24 protein-coding genes are annotated in these 19,817 nt (G+C 68.9%); 15 read left to right on the forward strand and 9 right to left on the reverse strand.

Annotated elements, in window-relative coordinates; translation table 11 throughout:
- Positions 1-59: 59 nt before the first annotated feature.
- Genes ACFCYE_RS00755 through ACFCYE_RS00765 form a run of 3 tightly spaced genes read right to left on the reverse strand, consistent with a single transcriptional unit; the run spans position 60 to position 2,889 of the window.
- A complete protein-coding gene (locus ACFCYE_RS00755; protein ID WP_376175635.1) occupies positions 60-1,055 on the reverse strand; it encodes a D-alanine--D-alanine ligase in 996 nt (331 codons plus the stop codon).
- Positions 1,052-2,260 carry an alanine racemase gene (gene alr, locus ACFCYE_RS00760; protein ID WP_376175636.1) on the reverse strand — a complete coding sequence of 403 codons (1,209 nt, stop codon included), beginning with the start codon at positions 2,258-2,260 and terminating at the stop codon, positions 1,052-1,054. The genes ACFCYE_RS00755 and alr overlap by 4 nt, the downstream gene beginning before the upstream one ends.
- Positions 2,257-2,889, reverse strand: coding sequence for a M15 family metallopeptidase (locus ACFCYE_RS00765; RefSeq protein ID WP_376175637.1), 633 nt, complete (start codon positions 2,887-2,889; stop codon positions 2,257-2,259). Before ACFCYE_RS00765 ends, alr begins: the two co-directional genes overlap by 4 nt.
- A gap of 87 nt (positions 2,890-2,976) precedes the next feature.
- On the opposite strand from ACFCYE_RS00765, the gene ACFCYE_RS00770 reads away from it, so the two are divergent.
- Together ACFCYE_RS00770 and ACFCYE_RS00775 are read left to right on the forward strand one after the other, a co-directional pair.
- A complete protein-coding gene (locus ACFCYE_RS00770) occupies positions 2,977-3,648 on the forward strand; it encodes a response regulator transcription factor (RefSeq protein WP_376175638.1) in 672 nt (223 codons plus the stop codon).
- Positions 3,649-3,658: 10 nt separating this feature from the next.
- Positions 3,659-4,708 (forward strand): sensor histidine kinase, encoded by a 1,050-nt coding sequence (locus tag ACFCYE_RS00775; RefSeq protein WP_376175639.1) that lies wholly within the window; start codon positions 3,659-3,661, stop codon positions 4,706-4,708.
- Between the two features lie 118 nt (positions 4,709-4,826).
- On the opposite strand, the gene ACFCYE_RS00780 is transcribed toward ACFCYE_RS00775, so the two are convergent.
- A complete protein-coding gene (locus ACFCYE_RS00780; RefSeq protein WP_376175640.1) occupies positions 4,827-5,480 on the reverse strand; it encodes an FMN-dependent NADH-azoreductase in 654 nt (217 codons plus the stop codon).
- Positions 5,481-5,561: 81 nt separating this feature from the next.
- On the opposite strand from ACFCYE_RS00780, the gene ACFCYE_RS00785 reads away from it, so the two are divergent.
- A complete protein-coding gene (locus ACFCYE_RS00785) occupies positions 5,562-5,900 on the forward strand; it encodes a winged helix-turn-helix transcriptional regulator (protein ID WP_376175641.1) in 339 nt (112 codons plus the stop codon).
- A 73-nt stretch (positions 5,901-5,973) separates the two neighbouring features.
- Here ACFCYE_RS00785 and ACFCYE_RS00790 read toward each other — a convergent pair whose 3' ends face one another.
- Entirely contained in the window at positions 5,974-7,482 is a 1,509-nt protein-coding gene (locus ACFCYE_RS00790; protein ID WP_376175642.1) for an SDR family NAD(P)-dependent oxidoreductase, read from the reverse strand.
- A 57-nt stretch (positions 7,483-7,539) separates the two neighbouring features.
- On the opposite strand from ACFCYE_RS00790, the gene ACFCYE_RS00795 reads away from it, so the two are divergent.
- The 9 genes from ACFCYE_RS00795 (at position 7,540) to ACFCYE_RS00835 (ending at position 13,202) form a co-directional block, all read left to right on the forward strand.
- Positions 7,540-8,604, forward strand: a complete 1,065-nt coding sequence (locus ACFCYE_RS00795) for a M4 family metallopeptidase (protein ID WP_376175643.1) — start codon at positions 7,540-7,542, stop codon at positions 8,602-8,604.
- Positions 8,582-9,028, forward strand: a complete 447-nt coding sequence (locus ACFCYE_RS00800) for a hypothetical protein (RefSeq protein WP_376175644.1) — start codon at positions 8,582-8,584, stop codon at positions 9,026-9,028. The genes ACFCYE_RS00795 and ACFCYE_RS00800 overlap by 23 nt, the downstream gene beginning before the upstream one ends.
- A gap of 67 nt (positions 9,029-9,095) precedes the next feature.
- The gene (locus ACFCYE_RS00805) at positions 9,096-9,998 is read left to right on the forward strand and encodes a VOC family protein (RefSeq protein WP_376175645.1); all 903 of its coding nucleotides are present in this window, start codon (positions 9,096-9,098) and stop codon (positions 9,996-9,998) included.
- A 27-nt stretch (positions 9,999-10,025) separates the two neighbouring features.
- Positions 10,026-10,241 carry a hypothetical protein gene (locus ACFCYE_RS00810; protein ID WP_376175646.1) on the forward strand — a complete coding sequence of 72 codons (216 nt, stop codon included), beginning with the start codon at positions 10,026-10,028 and terminating at the stop codon, positions 10,239-10,241.
- A 62-nt stretch (positions 10,242-10,303) separates the two neighbouring features.
- Positions 10,304-10,861, forward strand: a complete 558-nt coding sequence (locus tag ACFCYE_RS00815) for a TetR/AcrR family transcriptional regulator (protein ID WP_376175647.1) — start codon at positions 10,304-10,306, stop codon at positions 10,859-10,861.
- Positions 10,862-10,900: 39 nt separating this feature from the next.
- Positions 10,901-11,428, forward strand: a complete 528-nt coding sequence (locus tag ACFCYE_RS00820) for a hypothetical protein (RefSeq protein ID WP_376175648.1) — start codon at positions 10,901-10,903, stop codon at positions 11,426-11,428.
- Between the two features lie 23 nt (positions 11,429-11,451).
- Positions 11,452-11,943, forward strand: a complete 492-nt coding sequence (locus tag ACFCYE_RS00825; RefSeq protein ID WP_376175649.1) for a hypothetical protein — start codon at positions 11,452-11,454, stop codon at positions 11,941-11,943.
- A 54-nt stretch (positions 11,944-11,997) separates the two neighbouring features.
- Positions 11,998-12,324 carry a hypothetical protein gene (locus ACFCYE_RS00830; RefSeq protein WP_376175650.1) on the forward strand — a complete coding sequence of 109 codons (327 nt, stop codon included), beginning with the start codon at positions 11,998-12,000 and terminating at the stop codon, positions 12,322-12,324.
- A 59-nt stretch (positions 12,325-12,383) separates the two neighbouring features.
- On the forward strand, positions 12,384-13,202 hold the full coding sequence (locus ACFCYE_RS00835; RefSeq protein WP_376175651.1) for a ribonuclease H: 819 nt from the start codon (positions 12,384-12,386) through the stop codon (positions 13,200-13,202).
- 25 nt (positions 13,203-13,227) lie between these two features.
- Here the strand turns inward: ACFCYE_RS00835 and ACFCYE_RS00840 are convergent, their stop codons facing one another.
- On the reverse strand, positions 13,228-14,367 hold the full coding sequence (locus ACFCYE_RS00840) for a mechanosensitive ion channel family protein (protein WP_376175652.1): 1,140 nt from the start codon (positions 14,365-14,367) through the stop codon (positions 13,228-13,230).
- A gap of 51 nt (positions 14,368-14,418) precedes the next feature.
- Here ACFCYE_RS00840 and ACFCYE_RS00845 point away from each other — a divergent pair, with 51 nt between their 5' ends.
- Positions 14,419-15,135: a hypothetical protein gene (locus ACFCYE_RS00845; protein ID WP_376175653.1), complete on the forward strand. Its 717-nt coding sequence runs from the start codon at positions 14,419-14,421 to the stop codon at positions 15,133-15,135.
- 10 nt (positions 15,136-15,145) lie between these two features.
- On the opposite strand, the gene ACFCYE_RS00850 is transcribed toward ACFCYE_RS00845, so the two are convergent.
- The 3 genes from ACFCYE_RS00850 to melA all read right to left on the reverse strand — a co-directional run bounded on the left by ACFCYE_RS00850 (position 15,146) and on the right by melA (position 17,985).
- Positions 15,146-16,123, reverse strand: a complete 978-nt coding sequence (locus tag ACFCYE_RS00850; protein ID WP_376175654.1) for an SRPBCC domain-containing protein — start codon at positions 16,121-16,123, stop codon at positions 15,146-15,148.
- A gap of 1 nt (position 16,124) precedes the next feature.
- A complete protein-coding gene (locus ACFCYE_RS00855; protein WP_376175655.1) occupies positions 16,125-16,502 on the reverse strand; it encodes an ArsR/SmtB family transcription factor in 378 nt (125 codons plus the stop codon).
- A 94-nt stretch (positions 16,503-16,596) separates the two neighbouring features.
- A complete protein-coding gene (melA, locus tag ACFCYE_RS00860; protein ID WP_376175656.1) occupies positions 16,597-17,985 on the reverse strand; it encodes an alpha-galactosidase in 1,389 nt (462 codons plus the stop codon).
- A 90-nt stretch (positions 17,986-18,075) separates the two neighbouring features.
- Here melA and ACFCYE_RS00865 point away from each other — a divergent pair, with 90 nt between their 5' ends.
- Positions 18,076-18,948: a helix-turn-helix domain-containing protein gene (locus ACFCYE_RS00865; RefSeq protein WP_376175657.1), complete on the forward strand. Its 873-nt coding sequence runs from the start codon at positions 18,076-18,078 to the stop codon at positions 18,946-18,948.
- Between the two features lie 141 nt (positions 18,949-19,089).
- Positions 19,090-19,752 (forward strand): hypothetical protein, encoded by a 663-nt coding sequence (locus ACFCYE_RS00870; protein WP_376175658.1) that lies wholly within the window; start codon positions 19,090-19,092, stop codon positions 19,750-19,752.
- Positions 19,753-19,817: the final 65 nt, after the last annotated feature.

Consider the following 19,817-nt stretch of genomic DNA (forward strand, 5'->3'; position numbering starts at 1 on the left):
TGGCGTGTCGGCCCCCAAAGCCGCACCCGATCGCCCGTTCAGCAGGGCGCGACGTCCCGTCAGCGCGCGGTGTCCGCCGCTGCCGGGATGCGTCGTCCGCCCGGGACCCGCGCTCCCGCGACCAACCGCTCGACCAGTTCCTCGTAGCCGACGCCTGCGGCCGCGAACATCCGCGGCACCTGAGAGGCCGCCGTCATCCCCGGCATGGCGTTCACCTCGTTGAGCACCGGGCCGTCCGGGGTGAGGAAGAAGTCGATCCGCGCGACGCCAGAGCAGCCGAGCGCGTCGAACATCGTGAGCGCTGCCTGGACCAGGGCCGCGTGCTCCGCGGCATCCAGAACCGCCGGCACGGTGAACTGCGCCGAACCGTCGTACTTCGTCGCGGTGTCGAACAGGCCGCTCGTGCGGATCTCGAGCGGCGGCGCGGCCCAGCGCGTACCGTCCGCCTCTCGCAGAACGGCCACATCGACCTCCCGCCCCCGTACGACCTCCTCGATGAGGATCCGCCGATCGAATTCCGCCGCGGTGTGCAGCGCGTGACGCAGATCACCGGCATCCTGCACCAGCGAGACCCCGAAGCTCGACCCGGCCGACACCGGCTTCACGACCACCGGCCCCTCGAACTCCTCATCGCCGATATCGGATGCCGAGATGAGCCGCCCCCGCGCGGTGCGGACGCCGACCGCGTCGGCGACGAGCTTCGTCGCCCACTTGTCCATGCCGATCGCGCCGGCCCCCAGCCCCGACCCGACCACGGGTGCGTGCGCCAGCGCGCACAGCGCGGCGAGCGCCCCGTCCTCTCCGACTTCGCCGTGCACTGCCGGGAAGACCGCATCCGCTCGTCCCATGATGGCCACCGCCGCGGCCACCGAATCCGCGACGCCGAGTCCGAGCGGACCGGCTTCCGAGCACCAGATGCCGTCCCGTCCGATCGTGAGGGCGTCCACCGCCCAGCCGCGCGTGCGCAACGCCAGAGCGACGGCGGCCGCCGATGCGAGCGACACGTCGTGCTCCGCGCTCTCTCCCCCGCCGATGACGACGACGTGCTGGTTCATGATGTGCTCCTTCTGATTCGCGGCCCGATGCCGGTGACGATGGTGTGCGGGATGGTCTCCGCCCAATGGGCCCACTCCTGGATCGTGGGCGCTGCGGTGCCCGCGGGGCCGAACACGGTCGCGATGGTTCCGCGTGCGACGGCGACGGCGCCGGTGTCGACGACGATCTGATCCATCGAGACGCGTCCGACGATCGGATGCCGCCTCCCGCCGATCTCGACGCTCGCACCGGACGCCAGCGAGCGAGGGATGCCGTCGGCATACCCGGCCCCGATGACGCTGAGGTGCGTGTCCGCCGGCGCGACGTGCTGCGCGCCGTATCCGACGGCTGTCCCGGCCGAGGCGCGGATGGAGTGCACGACCGGCGCGGTGAACGTCCCCGCGCCGCGGAGGACGACCGTGTCCGACGGGTCGATGCCGACCAGCCCGGCGCCGACGCGGACGAGGTCGAAGTGCGTCTCCGAGTCGGTGAGCGCGCCGGCCGTGGCCGCGAGATGCACCGTGAGCGGTCCGAATCCCGCCCGCAGAACCGCGTCGCGGGCCTGCCTCATGCGCAGAACGGCCGGGGCGTTCGCCGCCGGATCCGCACGGTCGGCGAGCGGCAGATGCCCCATGACGCCGACGACGGCGATGCGTCCCTGCGCCCTGCCGTCCCGCGCGATGCGCAACAGGTCGCCCCACTCCGCCAGAGGGCTTCCCCCACGCGACATTCCGGTGTCCATCTGCAGGTGCACCCGCAGCGGACGGTCGGCACCGGCGATCAGCTGGCGCAGCTCCTCCGCCGAGCCGACCGCCACATCTACGCGCAGGTCGGCGGCGAGTGCGGCATCCGCTCCGGCGGGATTCAGCCACGCGAGGACGGGCTGCTCCAGGCCCGCCTCGCGCAGCGTTACCGCCTCGGCGACGTCGGTGATGCCCAGCCAGGTCGCACCGGCGGCGACCGCGGCCTGCGCGACCGCGACGGCGCCGTGTCCGTAGCCGTCCGCCTTGACGACGGCCATGATGTCGCTCGTGGTCGCCTGGCGGACCCGGGCGATGTTGGCAGCGACGGCGGACGAGTCGATCCGAAGAGTGGGCGGCTGCATCCGGCTGGACGGCACCAGGGCAGCGGCACGACGCGGGAACGCCTGCACGGCGATGCGCGGCGAATCGGTCGTGCATCCGTTCCCGCGTCGTGCATCCGTGCCGGGCTGGACGAGGCTCACGACTGCATCCGCGGGTCGTCGGTCGGATCGGCATACATCCGCGGGCAGCCGTTCGCCTCGGCATCCGGTCGCAGTTCGTAGTGCCAGCGCTCGTTCGCGTAGATCTGACAGAGGCCGAAGCGGTCGCCGTGCTGCGACAGCCAGTCCAGTGCGCTGTCGGGGCCGAGGTCGACGGCATCGCCGGTGACGTGGGCCGAGGTCGACGGGGTCGCGACCCAGCGCGCAGCCTCCTCCGAGGAGCCGTACTCGGCGGTCGCGTTGTCGAGCAGCCACTGCTGGTACTCCGGAGCCCGCCACCCACTGTTCACCCGCAGTTCGACGCCGTCTCGCTCCGCCCGCTCGGCAGCCGCACGGAGGGCGTCGAGAAGCTCGCGGTTCAGGTTGGCGACGGCCGGCGACGTGTCGTCGAAGACCGTCGGGCGACCGTTCTCGGGGATGAACCCGTCGGCGGACGTCGGCTGATACGAGGCCTGGGCGATCGGCGCTCCGGTGGGAACCAGGACCGAACCGTTCGCCGCAGGGATCGCCTGCAGCACGGCGACCGTCGCCGCCGAGGCGACGGCGACGGTTCCGAGCAGAGCGAGCGCTCTTCGACGGCGAGCGCGGCGAGATGCAGAAGGGTGACTCATGTTCACCAGTGAACGCACCGCCGTGTTGCGAGGGCGTATGCGATTTCTCATATGCTCCCGATATGCGCGCCTGCGTAGGATGCAGAAATGCGCGTGCTGATCGTCGAGGACGAGCCCTATCTCGCGGAGGCCGTCCGCGACGGTCTCCGTCTCGAGGCGATCGCCGCCGATATCGCCGGCGACGGTGACACCGCGCTGGAGCTGCTGAGCATCAACGCCTACGACATCGCCGTCCTCGACCGCGACATCCCCGGCCCGTCCGGCGATGACGTCGCTCGCTGGATCGTCGGTTCCGGCAGTGGCATCCCGATCCTGATGCTGACGGCCGCCGATCGGCTCGACGACAAGGCATCAGGGTTCGAGCTCGGTGCCGACGACTATCTGACCAAGCCGTTCGAGCTGCGCGAACTGGTTCTGCGCCTGCGCGCGCTGGATCGCCGGCGCGCCCATGTCCGGCCACCCGTGCTCGAGGTCGCGGGGCTGCGGCTGGATCCGTTCCGGCGCGAGGTGTTCCGCGATGAGCGATACGTGTCGCTGACCCGCAAGCAGTTCGCCGTCCTCGAGGTGCTCATCGGCGCAGGTGGCGGCGTCGTGAGCGCCGAGGAGCTGCTCGAACGCGCGTGGGACGAGAACGCGGACCCGTTCACGAACGCCGTCCGCATCACCGTATCCTCGCTGCGCAAACGCCTGGGCGACCCGCAGCTGATCGTCACGGTCCCCGGCGTCGGCTATCGGATCGGGACGGATGCCGATGCCTAGGCCTCGCGGTATGAGCGCGCGGCTCAAGCTCACCCTCAGTTACGCGGCCGTCGTCGTCGCCTCCGGCGTGCTCCTGCTCGCCGCGGTCGCTGTATTCCTCTTGCGGTATGTACCGGACGCCGCCGACTTCTTCCCGAATCGCGGGGACCTGACGCGGGCGTTCATCCCCTCGGCCATCTTCGTGATGCTCGTCCTGCTCGCGGTCGGACTCGGCGGTGGCTGGGTCCTCGCAGGTCGCATGCTGGCGCCATTGGACCGGATCGGCGCCGTCGCCAGGGCGGTCGCACAGGGCTCGCTGTCGCAGCGCGTCGGGCTGGAGGGTCCCGGAGATGAATTCCGAGAGCTCGCCGACGTGTTCGATTCGATGCTCGACCGGCTCGAGGCGGACGTCGCCGAGCAGCAGCGCTTCGCCGCGAATGCGTCCCACGAGCTGCGAACTCCGCTGGCGATCTCGCAGACGATGCTCGAGGTCGCCCGCACCGACCCGGAGCGGGACGTGGATGCTTTGATCGACCGGCTGCAGCAGGTCAACTCCCGCGCGATCGAGTTGACCGAGGCGCTGCTCGTGCTCAGCCGCGCCGAGCGGCGTGCCTTCGCCAGGGAGATCGTGGAGCTTTCGCTCATCTCGGAGGAGGCCGTCGAGACGCTCGCCCCGTTCGCCGACCGCCACGGCGTCACGATCGATGTCGGAGGCGATGCGGGGACGGTGGTCGGCTCACCCGCTCTGCTGCAGCAACTCGTGACGAATCTCGTCCACAACGCGATCGTGCACAACGTGCCGAGCGGCGGGATGGTGGCGGCTCGCACTCACGCGCGCCCGGGCGCGATGGCGCTCGTGATCGAGAACACCGGACCGCCGCTGCGTCCGGAGCTGATTCCCACGCTGACCGAGCCGTTCCAGCGCGGCGCGGAGCGCGCGCGGACGGACGATCACGTGGGCGTCGGACTCGGCCTGGCCATCGCCCGCCGGATCTGCGAGGCGCACGACGGCGAGCTCGTGCTGTCGCCGCGCTCCGGCGGCGGGCTCGTCGTGACGGTCTGGCTTCCGCGCGCGGCGTAGCGGCCGCGGGGACTGGCCCCACCGGCCTGGGGGGCCGACACACCACTTGTCGGACGCATTCGCGCCGAACGTCCGACATCTGGCGTGTCGGCCCCCGGAGTGGTGACGCGGCCGGGCGTCAGGCCGCGGCGCCGCGCTTGGCCGCGATCTCGCGACCGTACGTGCGAGCGGATTCCTCCGCGGCGACCTTCAGCTCCTGAGCGGCATCGGCGAAGGCATCCATCGCGGGGTTCACGCCGACCAGCGTGAACGGGCGCTGCACGACGCGCAGGTCGAGGCCCCAGACGTCGGCGAGAACGCGACGCAGCCATTCGGTGGAGTGGTCCCAGCCCTCCTTCGGAGTCCCCGGTGCGTAGTTGCCGCCGAGCACCGTGACGAGGGTGGCGGGCTTGCCGTTCAGCGCGGTACCGGTCGGGTCGATGCGCGGGTCCGTGTAGGCCAGGTCGAACCAGGTCTTGAAGTGCTGCGAGACACCGTAGTTGTAGAGCGGGACGGCGAACAGCAGCGCGTCAGCGCCGATGAGCTCGTCGGCGAACGTCGTCGCCAGTTCGCGCGCGGCGTTCTGCGCGGGGGTGCGCTGCTCGGCGTCGACGAATCCGCCGGTGACGGCGTCAGCCCATGCGGTCGCGGGCACGGGGTCGAGCGCCAGGTCGCGGCGGGTGACCGTCGAGTCCGGGTGCGCGGCGGTCCACTCGGCCTCGACGAGGTCGGCGAGCGAACGGCTGGCGGAGGTCGCGGGAAGAATGCTGGCGTCCAGACGGAACAGCGACATGAGGGCAGTCCTTTCTCTTTTTCGGAGTCACTTTGCTTTTCTTAGCAACTGCGAACAGGTTAGCACGCTAGACTGGGGGGCATGCCCGAGACCGAGGTGAGCGTCCACGTCTGCGATGCCGCAGTCACTCTGGCGTTCAGCGTGCTCGGAAAGCGCTGGAACGGCATGATCGTGGCCACCCTCGGGGGCGGCCGGTCATCCTTCGCGGCGCTGCGCCGCGCCGTCGACGGCATCAGTGACACCGTGCTGTCAGACCGTCTGAGCGAACTCGCGCAGACGGGGCTGATCGCCCGCACCGTGGAGGCCGGCCCTCCGGTTTCGGTGTCCTACGAGCTCACCGAGAGCGGACGAGGATTGCTTCCCATCCTCGACCAGCTCGGCCGCTGGGCGACGGCCAACCTGGCCCCGCAGGCGCACTGACGACGCTCGCCGTCTGGCGCCGCTCGGCGACTGCGAATCCGCTCCACCCCGGACGCGAACGCCCGCGCCGGCCTCACCAGGGGTTCGGCTTGTAGTCCTTGAGGAAGACGCCGTAGAGGTCGTTGCCGGCCTCGCCCTGCACGATCGGGTCGTACACGCGCGCTGCGCCGTCGACCAGGTCGAGCGGCGCGTGGAAACCCTCCTCCGCAAGGCGCACCTTCGTGTAGTGCGGGCGCTCGTCCGTGATCCAACCGGTGTCGACAGCGGTCATGAGGATGCGGTCGGCCTCGAACATCTCGCCAGCGCTCGTGCGCGTGAGCATGTTCAATGCCGCTTTCGCCATATTCGTGTGCGGGTGCCCCGGTCCCTTGTATCGGCGGGAGAACTGACCCTCCATCGCCGACACGTTGACGATGTACTTCTTGTCGAAATCGGATGCCGCCATCGACGCCCTGAGCCTGCTGATGAGCAGGAACGGAGCGGTCGTGTTGGCCAGCTGCACCTCGAGCATCTCGAGCGGATCGACCTGGTCGATCGACTGCACCCAGCTGTTCGTGCGGTTGACGTCCGGCACGAGCCCTCCGGCGTCGATCGCGCTGCCGTCGACGTGCTTCTCCAGCGAGGACGAACCAGGGGCCATCGCGAGCTTCGCGAGGTCCTCGGCGGTGAGGGCCTGACCACCCTGCTCGGCGACGGTCCCTGCGAGCGCCGCGACCGACAGCAGCGGATGCGCATCCACGGATGCCTGCAGGGCCTGCGGGTGCGGGTCTGCGGTGTGACCGAACGTCTCCATCTCGGGCAGCGGACCGTCCGGAAGCGGCTGCAGCTCGGCATCCGCCAGCAGCGAGTACGCACCCGGCGAGCGTCGCACGGTCTGCGCCGCGTTGTTGATGAGGATGTCCAGCGGCCCCTGCGCCGCGACCGAATCCGCGAGACCGATCACCTGTGCCGGATCGCGCAGGTCGATGCCGACGATGCGCAGACGATGCAGCCACTCGGCGGAATCCGGCAGCGAGGTGAATCGGCGCACCGCGTCGCGCGGGAACCGGGTGGTGATGGTCAGGTGCGCGCCGTCGCGCAGCAGCCGCAGCGCGATGTACATGCCGATCTTGGCACGCCCGCCGGTGAGCAGCGCGCGGCGGCCGGCGAGGTCCGTCCTGGCATCCCGTCGCGCGTGACTGAACCGCGCGCACTCGGGGCACAGCTGGTGGTAGAACGCGTCCACGACGGTGTACGGCTGCTTGCAGATGTAGCAGTTGCGCGGCTTGAGCAGAGTCCCTGCGGTCGGAGCCTCGGTCGATGCCGCGAGCGGAATACCGCGCGTCTCGTCGTCGATCCGGTCGGGCGCGCCGGTGGCGGTGTTGGCGACGACGGCCTTGTCGGCGTCCGCGATCGCGTCGCGGATCTCCTTGCGACGCACCCGCTTGGCCGCCTTGAACATGGCTGCCGTGCCGCGGCGCACCGCGATGTAGTCGGGGTGCTCCTGGTCGACCTCGTGCAGCCTGGCCAGCACACGCAGCGTCGTCTCGAGGTCCGCGGGGTCGATGCCGGAGTCCAGCAGGGGGTCAGAGGCATCGGTCATTACGCCGATTTTACGCGAGACACCTGTATGTCCCCGGTCGGGCGTACGGTCGTTGTCATGAGCACAACATCGCCCGGCATCGTTCCCGCCTATCTGCTCGCCCGCCTTGCCGAATCGGGGCGCTTCCCCCACGCTGCCGATGCCGCGCGGCAGACTCTCCTCGCCGGACGCCCCGCCTTCCGCGGACGCATCAACCTGTCGATCGACGAGGACGGCTCGCTCGTCGCCGAACTCTCGGATGCCCCGAACCGCACGATCAGCGATGCACAGAACACCGAGACGCTTCCGGGCGTCATCGTCCGCGCCGAGGACGAAGGTCCGGTCGAAGACGTGGCGGTCAATGAGGCCTTCGACGGACTCGGCGCGACCTTCGAACTGCTGCTCGCCGCTTTCTCCCGCAACTCGCTGGACGATGCCGGCGCCCCGCTCGACGCCACCGTGCACTACGGCCTCGACTACGACAACGCCTTCTGGGACGGTGAGCGCATGGTCTTCGGCGACGGAGACGGCGAGGTCTTCCGCGGCTTCACCGGCGCCCTTTCCGTGATCGGGCACGAGCTGGCGCACGGCGTCATCCAGCACACCGCCGATCTCACCTATCAGGGCCAGTCCGGCGCGCTCAACGAGTCCATCGCGGACGTGCTCGGGGCGCTCACCGAGCAGTACGCTGCGGGCGAGACCGCGGATCAGGCCGACTGGCTCGTCGGAGAAGGCATCTTCACCGACGAGGTGCAGGGCGTCGCGCTGCGCAACATGCTCGAGCCGGGCACCGCCTACGACGATGACGAGCTCGGCAAGGACCCGCAGCCCGCGCACATGCGCGACTTCGTGAACACGACCGAGGACAACGGCGGGGTGCACATCAACTCCGGCATCCCGAATCGCGCCTTCGCCCTGACGGCACGGGCGCTCGGTGGGCACGCCTGGGAGCGGGCGGGGCAGGTCTGGTACCGGGCGCTGACCGGTGGCCTGTCGAGCACCGCGGACTTCCGAACGTTCGCAGATGCCACTGCGGATGCCGCGACCGAGTTGTACGGTGAGGAATCGGAGGTGACGACCGCCGTCCGCACAGCGTGGAGGACGGTCGGCGTATATGAGGATGAGCGCTCAGCACCACGATGACGTCGTGACCATCGTCGTCGTGCGCACCGGCGGCTTCGCCGGTCTGCAACGACAGTGGCGGGTGGAAGCCGGATCGGACGACGCCGACCGATGGCTCGTGCTGGTCGACGCGTGCCCATGGGATCACGCGTTCCACGACGACGCCGGACAGGACACGACGATCCGCGAGGGCTCGACCGGCTCCGACGAACCACCCGTCGCACGCGACTCCGGGCCGTCCTCCCCATCGACTCCCGAACCCGAACCGACCCCCGAGCCCTCCCCTGAGCCCTCGCCCGGCCGATCGGCGTCGCGCGGCGCCGACCGCTTCGTGTGGAGCATCCGTGCCCGCACGCCCGAGCAGAAGCTGGAGCAGAAGCTGCCCGAACCCGACCTCGTGGGTCCGTGGCGCACGCTCGTCGACGCCGTCCGCTCGGCGGGTTGACGGCCAGCCCCTTACCACGGGGGTTCCGCTGGCGCACTCTGGAATCACATCGAACGACGGAGAAGTCATGGCGCAGAAGATCGTCCCCAATCTCTGGTTCAATCGCGACGCCGACGAGGCCGGTGGCTTCTACAGCGAGGTGCTCCCCCGCACGAGTGCGAGGGTCAGCGCACGATATCCGGATGACGTCCCCGACTGGCAGTCCGAATTCGCGGGCGACACTCTGGTGCTCGACCTCGATGTCGACGGCTACCAGATCGCACTCATCAACGCCGGCGACGAGTTCCGCCCGAATCCCTCGATCTCGTTCATGCTGAACTTCGACCCGCTCGCCTTCGACGATGACGCCGACGCCGCACGACGAGCCCTCGACGAGACCTGGAAGGGGCTGTCGAGCGAAGGACGCGTGCTGATGGATCTCGGAGAGTATCCGTTCAGTCGGCGCTACGGCTGGGTCGAGGACCGTTTCGGCGTCAGCTGGCAGCTCATCCTCACCGATCCGGAGGGCGGGCCGCGCCCGTTCGTGATCCCGCAGGTGATGTTCAGCGGACCGGTGCAGGGCAAGGCGCAGGAGGCCGCCGAGTTCTACGTCTCGCTGTTCGAGGAGGCGAGCCTCGGATTCATCGCCGAGTATCCGGAGCCGACAGGACCCGCTGCCGCAGGCGACGTCATGTTCGGAGAGTTCCAGCTGGCCGGTCAGCCCTTCGCGATGATGGACTCCGCCGTCGCGCAGGACTTCGCGTTCGACTGCGGCGTCTCCCTCGAGGTGCGCTGCGCGGACCAGACGGAGATCGATCGGCTCTGGGAGGCGCTCAGTGCGGTTCCCGAGGCCGAGCAGTGCGGCTGGCTCGCCGACCGCTACGGGGTCAGCTGGCAGATCGTCCCCGAGAACATGGGCGAGCTCATGGAGCGCCCTGGCGCCTACGACACGATGATGAAGCAGAAGAAGATCGTCATCGCCGACTACTGAGCCGCCTGCCGGGCGCACAATGGACCCATGGGAATGTTCACGCAGGGCCCTGAGGACAAAGGCGCCTGGGCCGCGCTTCCGGGAGAGCCCGCCGAATCGGATGCCGTCGATGTCCTGCCCCCTGCCGGCATCGACGCCCTGAGCGTCGGCCTGGGCGGCTCGGTGGAATCGATCGTGTTCCCCGTCCCGCCCCCGTCACCCGAGGCCTCCGACCACAGCGACGGCGAGCCACCCACACTCTGATCCGCGCGCGGCGCCATGTGTACAATCGTACGCATGCAGGATAACCTCCTCGGCAGCATCTGATGGCGACGAACCCCCGGTACGACCCCGAACGCCGCGACCGGATCATCGACGCGTGTCTCGAAGTGATCGCCGAACGCGGTGTCGCCGGAACCACCCACCGCCGCGTCGCCGAGGCGGCCGGTGTGCCGCTGGGTTCGATGACGTATCACTTCGACGGCATGGACGCCCTGCTGCGCGAGGCCTTCACGCGCTTCTCCCACTCGATCGCGGAGGGATTCGAGGTTCGGCTCGGACACGACATGACCCGCGAACAGGCGAAGGATGCCGTGGTCGACCTCATCCAGCACGACGTGTTCGCCGGCCATCGCGAACTCGTCCTCTCGCACGAGCTGTATACGCTGGCGGCGCGCGACGAACGCTACCGCGAGCTGACCAGCGCGTGGATGGCGCGCAGCCGCGTCGTACTCGAGCGGCACTTCGATCCGGCGACCGCTCGACTTCTCGATGCGACGATCGAGGGCATCAGCATCCACAGCGCCCTGGACGTCGCGCCGCTGGATCGTGCCGTGATCCGCGAAGCCGTGGACCGGATCGTCGGTTCGCCCCCGGAGGGATGACGAGCCGCAGATGGCGCCCGTTCGTGATCTGATGTTCCTGTGACGCGCGACTCGATACGGCATCTCCTTCTGCTCCCCGCGCTCCCCGCGCTCGCCGTCGCCCTGGCGGGGTGCAGTGTCCTCGGCATGCCGGAGCCCCTGGACGACGAAGCGCTGGCGCAGATCTCGGAACGCGTCTCCGACGTGCAGGACGGGCTGGATGCGAGCGTCCGAGCCGACGCCAAACCCTGCGAGGGCCTGTGCCAGAGGATCTTCATCGACCTCGTGCCGCGAACGCCGGAGTACTCGGCGGTCGACATCGCGCTGGCTATCCACGAGGCCGATACCGCCCTCGAAGAACGGTCGATCTCGTCGTTCGAGTACTGCTTCCATTCGAACAGCTGGGACCTCGTCGATGCCCAGTACCTGGATTCCCTGCTCCGTGAGATCCCGGCGCTGGGATATGCCGACGCGTTCCGGGATGAGGAGACGAATCGGCCGCTCTACGACTGCCGCTCATTCGCGGCGATCGACGGTCGCGAGCTCCTGGAGTCCTTCCTCGCCGAGGAAGGCGCGCCGGGATTCTGATCCGCAGCGGGCAGAATGGCTTCATGATCGACGCTGATCCCGAGGCGCACGTCCTCGGCCCTGGACTCCTGCCGACCCCGTTCACCGCGGAGGAGATCCGTCGGGCGACCGGCGGCGGCAAGACCATCCGGATCCAGATCGAGAACCCGGACGGGTCACGATCTCTTCGCGTCAACCGCTTCCGCGAGACGGATGCCGAGGGCGCGACCCTGGATCGCTGGGCGTCGGGTCCGACCGGGATCGTCGAAGGGGAGATCTCAAGCGGTCGGGTCACATGGACCGAGCTGCAGGGGCACGCCGCATTCCCTTCCGATCGGACCGTGCTCTCGTCCGAGACGCTCGACCTGCCGATCGGTCGGGTCGACTGCCTGAGGTACGACGTGCGGGACTCCGCGGATGCCGAGCCGACCGCGTTCTGGTTCTCGGTCGCCCACCCCGGGATGCCGGTGCGATACGAGACGCCGGTCGACGGCGGCATCCAGCGCACGACGGTCATCGCGATCGAGTGGGGCTGACCCGACTACGCTGGTGCCGATCCAGACCGTCCGACCGAGACCGAGGGGGATTTCATGCCCACAGCCGATGTGGCCACCCGTCTTCTGCAGCATGCCAAGGACGTCCATACCCGTGGCGACCTGCTGCTGCACCTGCAGCTGGACGTGAGCCTGCTCACGGGTGAGTCGTCCTCGTGGGGATCCGCCGGCAACATGATGTCGACCGACGACACCATCGGCTATTTCCTCGGCGAGGTCGAGAAGGCCGGCTGGCGGCTCGAGCACACCGGCTACACCTTCGTCGAAAGCGGGGCGACGACGTCCGCCCGCATCTTCGGCACCGGTGAGGGCGTCGTGAACCACGGTGCCGTGGCGGGTTACTTCACCTTCCGCCGCGCCTGATCCGCCGCGCCCGATCCGCCGCGCCCGGCACCGCATCCGGGCGCGGCTACGCTCGAAGGATGACGATCACCGCCGCCGCAGACGGCTCAGCACTGGGCAACCCCGGCCCGAACGGCTGGGCCTGGTACATCGACGACGCGAACTGGGCCGCCGGCGGATCCCCGCACGGCACCAACAACCAGGGCGAGCTGCAGGCCGTGCTCGAGCTGCTGCGCGCGACGGCCGGCACGGACGAGAAGCTCGTGATCGAGTGCGACAGCAAGTACGTCATCGACTCGATCACCAAGTGGATGCCGGGGTGGAAGCGCCGCGGATGGCGCAAGTCCGACGGCGGTCCCGTGCTCAATCGCGACCTCATGGAGGCGCTCGACGAGGCGATGCGCGGTCGTGACGTGTCGTTCTCCTGGGTGAAGGGTCACGCGGGGCATGCCCTGAATGAGGCCGCAGACGAGCGCGCGAACGCCGCGGCGAAGGCGTACCAGGCGAAGATCGAGCCCCGCCGAGGGCCCGGTTTCACACGGGCATCGGATGCCGGAGCCGCCGTCGCCGGTTCGGCGGCCGTCGCCGCCGGCGCGACGACCACGGCATCCGGCGCGAGCACGACCACGGATGTCGACCGGACCGCCCCCGCACGCCGCACCGCGGCATCCGATACGGCAGCCGTCGCCGCGGCATCCGCTCCGTCGCCCGCGGCAGCGGCATCCCTGGCCGCGCCGCTCTGGGCCGAGGCCTCCGATCTGCTCGCAGGGCTCGACTCCCCCGCCGCCGAGGCGATCGACCTGCGCATCTCGCTCACTCCGGCCGAGCACTCGCGCCTGCGCGATCGCGCCGACGCGCAGGGAGTGTCTCTGGAAGAGGCGCTGCGCCGCCTGATCTGACGCTCGCCGACGCCGACCGGTCGTCCTATTCGACCGCCGGTGCGTCGACGAGCACGCGGGTGCGCGGCAACGCCTCGGGGTGCTCCTGCTGCAGCCACGTCATCAGCTTCTCGCGCACCTGGCAGCGCAGGTCCCACTGGTCGGAGGAGTCCTTCGCCGACATCACGAATCGCACGGTGACGTTTCCGCCCACGGAATCGGTCACGACGGCGCCGGCGGAGCGTCGGTCCCACGTCGGGGATGCGTCGACGATCTCGAGGAACTTCTCGCGCACGGCATCCATCGGGACGCGCCAGTCGAGTTCCATGTAGACGGTGCCGAGGATCTTGTCCGAATGGCGGGTCCAGGTCTCGATCGGGTTGGTGGTGAAGTAGCTGCAGGGCACCACGAGCCGGCGCTCATCCCAGATATAGACGACGACGTACGAGAGGTTGATCTCGCCGATCGTGCCCCACTCGCCCTCGACGACGACCACGTCGCCGACGCGTATCGCGTCGGTGAAGGCGATCTGGATGCCGGCGATGAGGTTTCCGAAGATCGACTGGGCGGCGAGACCCGCGATGATGCTGACGATTCCGGCCGATGCGAGCAGGCTCGTGCCGACGACGCGCAGCTCGGGGAACGTGAACAGTGCCGTACCGACGGCGGCCACGCCGATGAGCACCAGCACGAGCCGGTGGATCACGATCACCTGGGTCCGGCGTCGACGCATGTCGGCCCCGACGAGGGTGGTGTCGTTGCGCAGGAGGAGACGCTCGAATCCGAACGACACGAGCGCGGCGATGAGCCAGGCGCCGAAGAGGATCGTGAGGATCAGGAAGAGCCGCGAGACCCCCGGCCACCACTGCTCACCCACGGGTTCGGAGATCGCGCAGGCGATCCACAGCGCCACGACGAGACAGACCGCCGCCCAGGCCCGACGGATGCGGCGATCGAGGTCCGCCACCCAGGGCACCTTGCGGCTCAGGATCGCCGCGATGAGGCGCGTCAGCACGACGGCGATGACGGCGGCGAGCAGAGCGATGGCGATGGCGACGGCTGTTCCGGTCCAGGAGGTCCAATCGATCATCGGTCCACCGTACGTCGATGCGGCGGTCGGATGCGAACCCGCCAGAGCCGTCCGCCGGACGCGATCCCACGTCGGCGTCGCGGTGTCAACCGTCACGCGGCATTCCCGTGCAGCACGTACCGTGGGTGGTCAACGGAGGAGATGATCGTGGACAGCATCCTGTATCTGGGTTTCGCCGCCGCCTACCTGGCACTCCTCGTCTGGGGTGTGATCCTGCTCGGCCGCCGAGGCCGCCCGGTGGTCTCGGACCTGGTCCTGCTCGTCGTGCTCGGACTCGTCTACGACAACGCGATCCTCGGATTCGGCGCGATGATCGGCGATGGCGCGGCGCTGGAGACGGCGAACGGGGCGCGGTTCTGGATCCATGCCCTGGCCACTCCGCTGCTCGTCCTCGTGGCGTGGAGCATCCTGGTCCGGGCGGGTGTGCGGTGGGCTGCGCGCCCGGCAGCGGTCGTCCTCGCGATCCTGATCACCCTTGCACTCGTGGCCTATGAGATCGCCGTCGGTGCGTCGCAGGTTTCCCTCGAGCCGGTGCGCGAGTACGGCACGTTGAGCTACGACGACACGAACGCCGCAGCAGGGCCGCCCCTCATGGTGCTGGTCGTCGCGGCCGCGCTGCTCGTGGCGGGCATCGGCATCTGGATCCGCCAGGGCTGGCCGTGGCTGACCGTCGTCACGGTCATCATGGTGGTCGGCAGCGCCATCCCGATCCCGATCCCCAGCGGAGCCGCCACGAACGCGTTCGAGCTGATCCTGCTCATCGGTATCGTCGCGACCATCGCCTACCAGGACGCGCGGTCTCGCAGATCGACTGTGCCGGACGCAGAAGCCGGCCGCCCCGCGCAGGGGACGACCGGCCTCTGAGGCGCGCTGGTCAGACGGTGAGCAGCGTGCTCTCGAGCCGCGCGTACGATGCCTCCATGCCGTCGGCCATGCCGGTGGCGAGGATCATGTCGCGGGTTTCCTTGTCCGGATACTCGATGAACAGCGTGATCAGGGTGACCCCGTCCTCCTCGTAGAGATTGAGGTCGTTGAGCGTCTCGGTCGGCATCCCCTGCATCCGCTCGGTCGTGACCGAACGACGCGGCGGATCGAACACCAGCACCTCGCCCTCGAAGCCGAACGGCTCGCCCTCGGTGTCGCCGACCGGTGCCCACGACGTCCGATGCGACGCACCGACCTCGGTGGCCACGATGTTCTCCGTCATCTCCCAGCCGTCCGGGCCCAGCATCCACTGGCTCACGAGCTCGGGGTCGTGGTGCGCGCGCCAGACGAGATCGCGCGGTCCGTTGATGAGCCGCGTGATGCGGACGTGGGTGTCGTCGAGCAGATCGACCTGCGTGCCCTTGCCCTGGGCGTACTCGCGGAGGTCCTGCAGCACGACGTCCAGCTGCGACATCGCCAGCTTCAGGCCCTCGACCATGCCCATTCCGACGAGCTGCTCCAGTGCGTCGGCCGTCGGGAACCGACTCGTGGTCACCATCCTTGTGCCGGCGTCCGTCGACTCGAATTCGAAGGTCATCCGCGTCGCGGGCGGCTCGTCGAGCGGCTCGCCGTTGTCGTCGGCGAAGCTGTCCAGGATCTCGAACCGGTGCGGGGCTTCGATGGAGAGGAACTCCCACAGGCCCGCCGGCGTCTCGCCGTGCGGCCCGTTCATCCGATAGTGCGCGCGCCCGCCGACCGTGTGGTCGAAGGCGGTGAAGGTCGCCGGCCATCCGGGGGGACCCCAGAAGCGCTCGAGCTGGCGCGGGTCGCTGTAGGCGGACCACACCCGCTCGACGGGCGCGGCGAAGTCCGCGATGACGGTCATGGTGAGGTTGTCTGCGTCGGTGACGACGTCGGTGACGGGCATGTCAATCTCCTTTTTCGTGTCGTGGTTCGTTTCGTGCGGGCGGTTCTGTTTCGGCGAGCAGGTCGTCGAGACGGGCGACGCGCGACCGCCAGAGTTCTTCGTAGCGGGCGAGGAGCACCCTGGCGCGGGCGATCATCGCGGGGTCGGCGCGGACCAGCCGCTCGCGTCCCTCGGCGCGTTTGATGATGAGGTGCGCGGCCTCGAGCACGGCGACGTGCTTCTGGACGGCCGCGAACGACATGTCGTATTCGGCGGCGAGGGCCGAGACGGACTGCTCCTGCTCGATCGTCCTGCGCAGGATGTCACGCCGCGTCGACGTCGCCAGTGCGTGGAACACACGGTCGATCTCCGCTTCACTCAGTTCTGTTTGTGCAACCATTTGGTTGTACGTTACGGCGAGGCGGATGCCGTGTCAAGAGGTTTCTTGTCAGGAGCGCGCCGAGGCGGCCCGCACGATCGGACTCAGCGCGGCGTCACGCTCCCAGACGAAGCGATGCGGGAAGCAGCGCGTCATGGGCGAGAAGGAGCTCATCGGTCATCGCGCGGATCTGATCGAGAGTGAGCTTCGCCGCCGTCAGCGGGTCGAGCGCCACCGCGTGATAGATGTGCTCGATATTCCCGCTGAGGGCCGCATGCACGGCGAGGCTCTGCACGCCGATGTTGGTGCGGTTCAGGGCCGCGAGCTGCGGCGGGAGGCTGCCGATCGCCGTGGGCTGCACGCCGCTGCGATCCACGACGCACGGCACCTCGACGCACGCGTCAGCAGGAAGGTTCTGAATGAGCCCCCTCGCATTCGGCACGTTGCCGTAGACGACTGCCGGGACACCGGTGATCGCCGCGTTCACGATGCTGGCGCCATACTCGAGCGACGGCGAGAGTTCGGCCTTCAACCGCTCCAGCTGCTCATCGATGTCCCCCTTCTCATCGTGGGCGAGACAGATCTCGTAGTAGTCCCAGCGCTCGGGAATGAACTCCAGCACCGTCTCCGGGTCCTTCCGGAAGTACGGGACATACTCCGACGCATGGTGGCTGGATTCCGTCTCGAAGTAACCGAAGGCGTTCATGAGGGCGGTACGCACCTGCTCGTTGCCTCCCTCGTAGGTGCTCATCCCCTCGGCGGCCTCGCTGTGGTCGCCGTCGTCCTCCTCGAGTCCGCCGGCCGCAACTCCGACACGGTGACGCTCGGACATGACGCGACGCAACTCCGGATACAGATCCTCACCGGCCCGCGAGAACTCGAGGATCCACGCCTGGTGGTTGATCCCGGCCGACAGGAAGGACACCTCCTCGTACGGGACACCCAGAGTTCGTGCCAGCATGCGGGTGGTGCCCTGCACGCTGTGACACAGGCCGACGGTGTTGAGCCCCTTCGCGTTCAGGAACGCCGTCGCCATCGCCATCGGATTGGCGTAGTTGATGAACTGCGCATTCGGGCACAGTTCGAGCGCGTCCGCGGCGATCGCCTCGTACGCCGGCACTGAACGCAGGAATCGGAACACGCCTCCGGGGCCGACGGTGTCGCCGACGGCCTGGTCGACTCCGTACCGGCGCGGGATCTCGACGTCCCAGCGATAGGCGTCGATGCCACCGACCTGGAAGGTGATGATGACGAAGTCCGCATCGGCGAGAGCCTCGCGACGATCGGTGGTCTCGATGACGGTCGCGTCGAGCCCGTGGTGGGCGATGAGCTCCCGCGCGGCGGTCGCCGTGCGGTGAACACGGTCCGCATCGAGATCCATGAGGGCGAGCGTGCTCCCTTGCAGGGCCGGGAAGCTGAGGATGTCGCCGATCAGGCGGAACGGGAAGACGAATCCCCCCGCGCCGATGATGGTGATCTTGGGAGTGCGCGTCGTTGCCGTCATACGGCGAGCCTAAAGTTCGAAATCGGGCAAGACTTCCTTCTTTCCTGGCTGACCTTCCTGAATTCTCAGTTCGGTCCATAGACTGGCCAAATGAACGCTCGCGAAGCACCCGAGCTTTACGGCGACAGCGCGATCGTCACTGACCGGACGCGGCTCTGGTTCCACCGTGGCGCGGCGCCGGTGATGCCCCTGCCCCACCGCCATGACGACCTCGAGATCAACATCGTCCTGCAGGGAGCACTGGACTACCAGTTCGGCGGGACGCGCGCCTCCGTGCCGGCCGGATCGCTGGCGGTGTTCTGGGGTGCGACCCCGCATCGCCTCGTCGCCACCGACGCCGGAGCGGACGGGGACATGTGCTGGATTCAGGTTCCCCTCACGACCGTGCTGGGCTGGAATCTCCCCATGTCGGACCTGAGCGAGGTGCTACTGAGCCAGCCCATCATCGTCCCGGCGACGACCATCGCTCGCGATATGGAAGCCATGTTCGTCTCGTGGCAGCAGGAGATGGGCGTCGACGGCCTCGAGACGATTGCGCTGCTCGAGATTCAGGCACTCATCCGTCGCGTCCTCCACTGGCAACGCCACAGCGGCGAGAAGGCTTCTGCCGCGGCATCCGGCAATCCGAACGTCTCGGCCGATTCGATGCGCGGCGTCACAGAGATGGCGCGATTCACGGTGGAGAACTTTCGCAAGCAGATCTCGGTCGTGGACATCGCCGCATCCGCGAACTTGAACCCCCACTATGCGACGACGCTCTTTCGCAGAGCAGTCGGCTCGACGATCGCCGAATACCTCATCCGCTGCCGCGTGGCGGAGGCGCAGCGTCTGTTGGTGACCACGACCATGACAGCGAGCGAGGTCGCACACGCTGCCGGTTTCGGTTCCCAGAGCAGCTTCTACGCGCAGTTCACGAAGCGATGCGGCACCTCACCCGGCACGTACCGCTCGCGCTTGCTCTAGTCGCGAGCCGGTCACCCTGGCGGCTTGCAGGGCGCACCCGTAGACACAGACGCCGTCGCCGTCGCCGCTCACCAGCGCACGCGGGGCGTGAGCACTCGCCCATCCGGCGCCCTCGGGTCGGAGATGTTGGAGACTGGGTCGATGAGCACGCCGATCCCCGACCTCGCCGCCGACGCCGATCACCGCGACGTCGAGCGCGTCTTCACGGACGCCGGATGGTCACGGATCGGCGCCGGCGACTGGGCCTTCGCGCTGCTGTCGCCGGACGGACAGACGGTCGCCCGCATCAGCCCGTTCGACCCGACGGGGGCGTACACGGCCGAGCTCTACCGCCGCGCCGAGCACACGCTGCTCGTGCCGCGGCTGTTCGCGCACCACCGGCTCGTCGGCGGCGGAGACCTCATGCTCATGGAGCGCCTGCACCCGGTCGACCCCGCGGATGCTGCAGGCCTGCACCGCCTCATCGCGGACGAAGACGAGAGCGTCGTCGAGCTCACCGGCATCCTGCGAGGGATCCACGCCCGCGCGATCGCCGAGCTGCCCTGGTGCGGCCCGATCGATGACAACCCGTCGAACGTGATGCGCGGCTCCGACGGCAGGCTCGTGATGACCGACCCGTTCTACGCGGACGGCCCGGCGTTGTACGCGACGGCCGGGTCGGATCCGGATGCCCTGGTCACCCGCATCCCCGAGGACCAGCGCCGCTTCATGACCGAGATCCCGCTGGCGGCATCGGGGCCGTGGGATGCCGCGGATCGCGAGACGATGCGGGCCGGGATCGCCGCGGCCGACGCTCGGCGCTGAACTCTCGTCCGCACCCGTCAGACGCCTGTTCCCGGGTACAGCTGCGCGTCCAACGACGTTCATTT

The organism is Microbacterium sp. NPDC056234, from assembly GCF_042267585.1.
GTDB lineage: Bacteria > Actinomycetota > Actinomycetes > Actinomycetales > Microbacteriaceae > Microbacterium.

Coding starts and splice junctions, on each gene's coding strand:
- ACFCYE_RS00765 (WP_376175637.1), bottom strand. CDS start 2,889: ATGAGTCACCCTTCTGCATCTCGCCGCGCTCGCCGTCGAAGAGCGCTC.
- ACFCYE_RS00855 (WP_376175655.1), bottom strand. CDS start 16,502: ATGGTTGCACAAACAGAACTGAGTGAAGCGGAGATCGACCGTGTGTTC.
- melA (WP_376175656.1), bottom strand. CDS start 17,985: ATGACGGCAACGACGCGCACTCCCAAGATCACCATCATCGGCGCGGGG.
- ACFCYE_RS00825 (WP_376175649.1), top strand. CDS start 11,452: ATGATCGACGCTGATCCCGAGGCGCACGTCCTCGGCCCTGGACTCCTG.
- ACFCYE_RS00775 (WP_376175639.1), top strand. CDS start 3,659: ATGAGCGCGCGGCTCAAGCTCACCCTCAGTTACGCGGCCGTCGTCGTC.
- ACFCYE_RS00800 (WP_376175644.1), top strand. CDS start 8,582: ATGAGCGCTCAGCACCACGATGACGTCGTGACCATCGTCGTCGTGCGC.
- ACFCYE_RS00755 (WP_376175635.1), bottom strand. CDS start 1,055: ATGAACCAGCACGTCGTCGTCATCGGCGGGGGAGAGAGCGCGGAGCAC.
- ACFCYE_RS00810 (WP_376175646.1), top strand. CDS start 10,026: ATGGGAATGTTCACGCAGGGCCCTGAGGACAAAGGCGCCTGGGCCGCG.
- ACFCYE_RS00780 (WP_376175640.1), bottom strand. CDS start 5,480: ATGTCGCTGTTCCGTCTGGACGCCAGCATTCTTCCCGCGACCTCCGCC.
- ACFCYE_RS00770 (WP_376175638.1), top strand. CDS start 2,977: ATGCGCGTGCTGATCGTCGAGGACGAGCCCTATCTCGCGGAGGCCGTC.
- ACFCYE_RS00795 (WP_376175643.1), top strand. CDS start 7,540: ATGAGCACAACATCGCCCGGCATCGTTCCCGCCTATCTGCTCGCCCGC.
- ACFCYE_RS00835 (WP_376175651.1), top strand. CDS start 12,384: ATGACGATCACCGCCGCCGCAGACGGCTCAGCACTGGGCAACCCCGGC.
- ACFCYE_RS00805 (WP_376175645.1), top strand. CDS start 9,096: ATGGCGCAGAAGATCGTCCCCAATCTCTGGTTCAATCGCGACGCCGAC.
- ACFCYE_RS00785 (WP_376175641.1), top strand. CDS start 5,562: ATGCCCGAGACCGAGGTGAGCGTCCACGTCTGCGATGCCGCAGTCACT.
- ACFCYE_RS00830 (WP_376175650.1), top strand. CDS start 11,998: ATGCCCACAGCCGATGTGGCCACCCGTCTTCTGCAGCATGCCAAGGAC.
- ACFCYE_RS00790 (WP_376175642.1), bottom strand. CDS start 7,482: ATGACCGATGCCTCTGACCCCCTGCTGGACTCCGGCATCGACCCCGCG.
- ACFCYE_RS00870 (WP_376175658.1), top strand. CDS start 19,090: ATGAGCACGCCGATCCCCGACCTCGCCGCCGACGCCGATCACCGCGAC.
- ACFCYE_RS00865 (WP_376175657.1), top strand. CDS start 18,076: ATGAACGCTCGCGAAGCACCCGAGCTTTACGGCGACAGCGCGATCGTC.
- ACFCYE_RS00815 (WP_376175647.1), top strand. CDS start 10,304: ATGGCGACGAACCCCCGGTACGACCCCGAACGCCGCGACCGGATCATC.
- ACFCYE_RS00850 (WP_376175654.1), bottom strand. CDS start 16,123: ATGCCCGTCACCGACGTCGTCACCGACGCAGACAACCTCACCATGACC.